Here is a 5941-nt window from a genome sequence, read left to right as displayed (position 1 = left end):
GACCGGGTGGAGGTGCCCGAAAGGATCGAGCGCGCCGTCGTCACGAACATCTTCCCCATGGCCTCGGCCGTTGCGGTCTACACGGGCCGCGGGGACGTGATTGTGGGGATGCATCCGTCGAGCTGGGCCGCCGCGAAGTCGGGACTTCTGGGTGAAGTCTTCCCCGAGGTGCTCAAAGCCGACCACGCCTTCATGAAGGGGGCTTCGGTCAACCTCGAAGCCCTCATGGCGTTGGAGCCCGACGTGGTGTTGGTGAACGCCGCCGACCGCCGCACGATCGACATGCTCAGAAGCGCCGAGCTCGCCGCCTACGCGGTCTCCACCACGAAGTGGGACTACGACGCGATGGCGACCTTTGACGCCTGGATGGCTACGCTCGGGAACCTCTTCCCGGAAGCGGACCCAGAGGGCGCCAAGAAGGTCGCCTTGAAGGCCGAGGTCGAACGGCTCGATACCCTCGTGCGCGAACGCACGAAGGACGTGAAGGCGGAGGAACGCCCCCGCGCGATGTTCGTCGTGCGGATGGACGAGCGCCAGATCGTGACCTCGGGCAAGCGCTTCTTCGGGGACTACTGGATCCGCGAGGGCGCGGGCCGGAACGTGGCCGAGGGCGTCACGGGCGAGAACGCCAACGCGGTCGTTTCGATGGAGCAGGTCTACGCGTGGGATCCGGAGGTGGTGTTCCTCACGAACTTCACGCCGGTGATGCCCGAAGACCTTCTGAAGGGCGACGCCGGGAAGACCTCCGGGCAGGACTGGTCTGAAGTCGCGGCCGTCAAAACCGGGCGCGTCTTCAAGATGCCTTTGGGCTTCTACCGCACCTTTACGCCGTCCGCCGAGACGCCCTTCACGCGGCTTTGGGTCGCGGCGAAACTCCACCCCGAACGCTTCGCCGACGTCGACCTTGCTCTGGAAGCCAAGCGCTTCTACAGGAACGCCTTCGGCATCGAGCTCACCGACCGCCAGATCGAGGGGATTCTCAATCCCGGCGCGGCGGCGGGCCAAGGCGCCGGCACCAACATCCGCGGGCGCTGATCCGTCTCCGTACGGTTGAACCCTTGATGCGCTGAACCCCATGACGACGGCCGACTCCTCCGCAAATTCCTCATCCGCCCCGGCGCGCACGCTCTCCGCGAGCGCGCTCCGGGACCGGCTCGCGCGCGGGCGGTTCCTGCGCGCGATGGCGGTGCTCGCCCTCGTGACCATTGCCGCATCCGTCGCGGCGCTCGCCGTCGGGCGCTTTCCGATCGGGGCGGAAAAGCTCTTTGCGGCCCTCTCCCCTTGGGACGACGCCGGCCGCATGATTGAAAACGTTGTCTGGAACGTGCGCGCCCCGCGCGTCGTTCTGGCGCTCCTCGCCGGGGCCGGACTCGCGATGGCGGGGGCGGCCTTCCAGGCGCTCTTCTCGAACCCTCTCGCCGCGCCCGATACGCTCGGCGTCGCCACGGGCGCGAGCTTCGGGGCCGTGCTCGGGATCCTCTTGAGCGCGGGCGCCTTGCTCGTTCAGTCCTTGGCGCTCGTCTTCGGGCTCGCCGCCGTCGCGCTCGTGATGCTGATCGCCCGGCGCCGGGACGGCGGCACGCCGATTTTGATGATCGTGCTCTCGGGCATCGTCGTGGGGAGCTTCTTCACCGCACTCGTCTCCTTGGTGAAGTTCGTCGCGGACCCGCAGGACGTGCTTCCCGCCGTCACCTTCTGGCTGATGGGGTCCCTGACCGGTGCGTCCTTCTCGACGCTTGCCGCGGGGTTCCCGATGGCGGCGCTGGGCGCCGCGGTGCTGCTGCTTCTCCGTTGGCGGTTGAACGCCGCCGCGCTCCCTGAAGACGAAGCCAAGTCCCTCGGGATTCCCGTGGGCCGCATCCGCGCGGCCGTGATTCTGGGCGCGACGATGTTGACGGCTTCGGTCGTCTCCATGTGCGGCCTCATCGGTTGGGTGGGTTTGTTGGTCCCGCACGCCGTCCGGATGGCCGCGGGTGCGGACAACCGGCGGGTGCTCCCGGCGTCGGCCTTGGCCGGGGCGCTCTTCATGCTTTTGGTCGACACCGCCGCCCGCACGATGACCGCGGGCGAAGTGCCCGTCTCGATTCTCACCGCGCTCGTGGGCGCGCCCTTCTTCATTCATCTGCTGCGCCGCACGGGCGGGCTGACCGGCTGACGGGGTGATGAGCATGACGACGCAAACAACAGCGACGACCACGACTGCGACGGCCACGACGAAGACGACCACCATGGTGTTGGAGGTGAAGGGCGGCGGCTACGCCTATCCGGGCAGGAACGGCCGACCCGGGACGCCCATTCTCACCGACGTGAACTTTCGCTTTGAGGGGCCTGGGGTGCTCACGATCCTCGGGCCCAACGGCGCGGGGAAGACAACACTCCTGCGCGCCATGCTGGGGTTGATGCCCTGGACCAAAGGAGCGTCGTTTCTGGACGGAAAGGACGTGCGCGACTGGGCGCAGCGCGACTTCTGGCGGCGCGTGGGCTACGTCCCGCAGGCGCGCGCGAACGCATTTGCGCCCTTGACGCTCGCGCAGTTGGTGGTGCTGGGGCGGAGCGCCCGGATGGGGTCGCTCGCGATGCCGGGGGACGACGATTGGGCGGCCGCGGACCAGGCGATGCGGGAGACCGGCATCGCCCACCTGGCCGAGCGCCGCACGACGGAGGTTTCGGGCGGCCAGCTTCAGCTCGCCTACATCGCGCGGGCTTTGGCCGCGGACCCGGAATGTCTGATTCTGGACGAGCCCGAGAGCAACCTCGACTTCCGGAACCAAACGTTGGTGTTGGAAGTGATCGAGCGCCTGACCGCCAAGGGACTCGGCGTCGTGATCAACACCCACTTCCCCGCGCATGCGCTGCGGCTGGCCGACCGGACGCTTTTGGTCCCCCGGGGGAAGCCGCCGGTGTTCGGGGCGACGAGGGACGTGATGACCGAGGAGAGCCTCACCGAACTCTTCGGCGTGCAGGTGCGCATGCGGGAGGTGGAGTTGCCCGAGGGCCGGGCGCCCTATGTGGCGGCCGTGGGGAGGACGGGATTGGGGGAGGACAGGGAAGACTGATCTTCCGCCCGGGACCTTGATCGAAAAAGGGCTTCCGGCCGAAACCGGAAGCCCTTCGCGCAGGAGCAGCGCGGGCGTGAGCCGGAGCTCACGCCAAGCTTGTCATCAGAACGACCAACGCGCCCCGATGTTGAAGCGCCAGGGTTCGGAAAGATCCGCACCCGTGTTGCGTTCGACGTCCGCGTAGATCTGGGTCGTGGGCGAGATGTTGTAGTTGCCGCCCACGCCGTACTCGAACCACGTGTCCTTCGTTTCGACGCTGTAGGTGCCGTCGCCGCGGGTCATCGTGAAGTCGCCCTGGAATTCGCGGAGCACCGAGGCGCGCACGTAGACGTTCCCCTTCTTTTCGGGGCTCGTGAGCCCAGCTCGGAAGCCCATGCGGCCGATCAGCGAATCCGTCCCGTCGATGGTCGTTTCGGTGCGGATGCCGGTCGCGCTCTTCGTGTCGAACGTCTTGCCCTTCACGTACCCGTAGGAGAGTTCCATCTGGGGCTCAACGAAGACGACGTTCGTCACGTCGAAGCGGTGACCGATTTCGGCGGAGAGGGAGTACGCCATGGTGTCGAACTTCGCCTGCGTGCCGTCGATCTTGGAGTCACTGTCGAGGTACGCGACCTTCGCGATCACGTCGAGGAAGCTCCCGGAGTCGCCCAGCCACGAGGCGTAGCCCGCGAGACCGTAGATCTCGTTGTCGCCGTCGCCGCCCGTGTAGGAGAGGTCGGCCTTCGTGTAGGAGAACGCGGCGCCGACGTGCGTGTTCCAGATCGCGGGCACCTTGGTGTCCGCACCCACCTGGAGCATCACGAAGTCGTTGTCGGAACCCTTGTAGCGTTGCGTGCCGGCGTTGACGCGGGCCCAAAGGCCGGTGTTGCCTTCGGAGTCACGGAGTTCGCCCAAACGCTTGTTGAGGTCGTTCATCTCAAGACGCCACGCGAGGATGTTCTGCGAGAGGGTCTGCCCCACGCGTTTGGTCTTGGTGTTGAGGGTTTCGACGACGGTGGATTCGTCGATATTGCCTTCGTTGTCCAACTTGGCCTGGTAGCTACCGTTCGACTCGGATTCGTCGATGATGATCTCGTCAACGATGGGGTCGCCGCCGGAAGACGAAGAGGTCACCATCCGGCTCGCAGCCTGCGCGGCTTCCGCCGCGGAACCATACTGCTCGTTGAAGGTCGAGGAGCCTTCGGCGATCACGGTACCTCCCGTACCGCTCACCGAACCGATCGTGGTGGTGTTTTCAGGGTTGTCGAACATCACCGTCACGGTGTCGCCCGACGCGGTGGAGAGCGTGTTGACCGAAGCCGTCGCCGTGCCGGTCAGGTAGAAGGTCCCGCCGTCGGCCGAACTCAACGTGCCGATCGAGCTTTTGCCGTCGTTGACCGTCAAGGTGGAACCTTCGCCCAAGGTCACGATGTCGGACGTTTCAGTCGTCACGCTCGCGACGTTCGCAACGGCGTTCGGCCTGACTTCGAAGCGCGACGTCGGGGCGGGTTCCGTGAACAGACTGATGCTGTTCACGACAGCGGCCGTGGGCGCGGCGGACTGGAGCTTCACGACCGTGTCGGCGGCATTGAGCGTACCCGCAACGACGAGGCTCGCAGTTTCGGCGAGCGTGATGTTCCCGGTCATGTTGATGACGCCGCCCGTCTGGACGATTTCACCGCTCTCGTTCAGGACCCCGCCCAAAACCGTGCGGCCGTCGTCCTGACCGATGATGTCCCCGACAAGGTTCAGGCCGTTCGCGGAGTAGATCCCGACGTTGCCGTGTTGGAAGGTTTGGATGTCACCCGTGAGCGTGCCGGTATCCGCCTTCAGGTTGACGATGGTCGTGCGGGCGTGGTTGGAGTAACCGGTACCGCGGCTCCCGGCGTTGACGTCACCCTCGGCGTCGAGTTCCTGCGTCGTCACATCCAAGAAGAACGTACCGGCCTTGTTGGTGATGGTCCCGTAGGTCCCGCAGATGTTCCCGTCGATCGTGAGCTTGTTCGCGTTGACGATCAGCGTGCCCCAGCTGCCCGATCCGAAAACCCCGCCGTCGATATTGGTCGACCCGTCGAAAACCGCCTCATCCGCATAGAAATTGATCGTGCTGCCTTCGTTCGCCTGAAGAATGGCGACGCCGTAGTCATCCTTACCCCAAGTGGTATGACCCTCGAAGTACCCGATGCGCCTCTCCGCAGTACCGATGTTCGCTACGGACGAGGCTTCTGCGTCCGGGCTGCTGGCATCATTGCGAACATGCACGAACTCGTCGCCCGTGTAGCTCACGATCCTGTCGGCATAAATGGTAAGCGTATTGTTTTTGCCGCTCAAACGGAAGCCGCGGTTGCCGCCCTTCAGGCCGGTAGTGTCGTCCTTGACCTGGTCGCCGACCAACAGCGTCCCCACGTCGATGGTGAGCGAGCTGTTCCCGGCAAGCACCGCAGTGTTGTAGGACGTTTTGCCACTTGAGTCACCTTCACCGTCCTTCATGGTGAACGCCAAGGTATCCGCCGTGATCGTGCCTGCCACGGCGGACGAGACATCCGTGCTCTTCAGGAAAAGGCTGGCGTAGTGGTATTCGCCGCTGCCTTTATGATCAGTCTTCCCGGGGTTGAAGCGGATCGTGTCGCCCGCCGCACCCGTAATGGCATTCGTCGTACCGGTGGTCCAGGACGTTTCGTCCTGGAGCTGTTCCGCGGCCTGAACCGCCCCCGCCGCCGCGAGCATCGTCGCGACGAACAAAACTGTCTTCTTCATAATTTTGCTACTCCCATGCAATGCCCGTCCTCCTTCGGGTCGGGCGTTTTTTTGCAAGGTTCAAGGTGCAACAAAATATGCAAATGGGGGAGGGGTATTTACCCTAATCAGACCTCAACGTGAATTTCTCGCAAACGGGTACACTC

The 5941-nt window shown here is 64.9% G+C and carries 4 protein-coding genes; 3 read left to right on the top strand and 1 reads right to left on the bottom strand.

The window, feature by feature from the left end:
* The 3 genes from HMPREF9440_RS05435 to HMPREF9440_RS05425 all read left to right on the top strand — a co-directional run.
* On the top strand, window positions 1-1035 hold a 1035-nt coding region (locus HMPREF9440_RS05435; protein WP_008542251.1), incomplete at its 5' end, for an ABC transporter substrate-binding protein.
* A gap of 40 nt (window positions 1036-1075) precedes the next feature.
* Window positions 1076-2155 carry a FecCD family ABC transporter permease gene (locus HMPREF9440_RS05430; protein WP_008542250.1) on the top strand — a complete coding sequence of 360 codons (1080 nt, stop codon included), beginning with the start codon at window positions 1076-1078 and terminating at the stop codon, window positions 2153-2155.
* A 13-nt stretch (window positions 2156-2168) separates the two neighbouring features.
* Complete coding sequence (locus HMPREF9440_RS05425; RefSeq protein ID WP_245523575.1) at window positions 2169-3056, top strand: ABC transporter ATP-binding protein; 888 nt, start codon at window positions 2169-2171, stop codon at window positions 3054-3056.
* Between the two features lie 105 nt (window positions 3057-3161).
* Here HMPREF9440_RS05425 and HMPREF9440_RS10565 read toward each other — a convergent pair whose 3' ends face one another.
* A complete protein-coding gene (locus tag HMPREF9440_RS10565) occupies window positions 3162-5795 on the bottom strand; it encodes an autotransporter outer membrane beta-barrel domain-containing protein (RefSeq protein ID WP_008542248.1) in 2634 nt (877 codons plus the stop codon).
* Between the last annotated feature and the right edge of the window lie 146 nt (window positions 5796-5941).

The organism is Sutterella parvirubra YIT 11816 (assembly GCF_000250875.1).
Lineage (GTDB): Bacteria > Pseudomonadota > Gammaproteobacteria > Burkholderiales > Burkholderiaceae_F > Sutterella > Sutterella parvirubra.
Note: the sequence above shows the minus strand (reverse complement) of the source record. Positions and strands in the feature narration are given on the sequence as shown.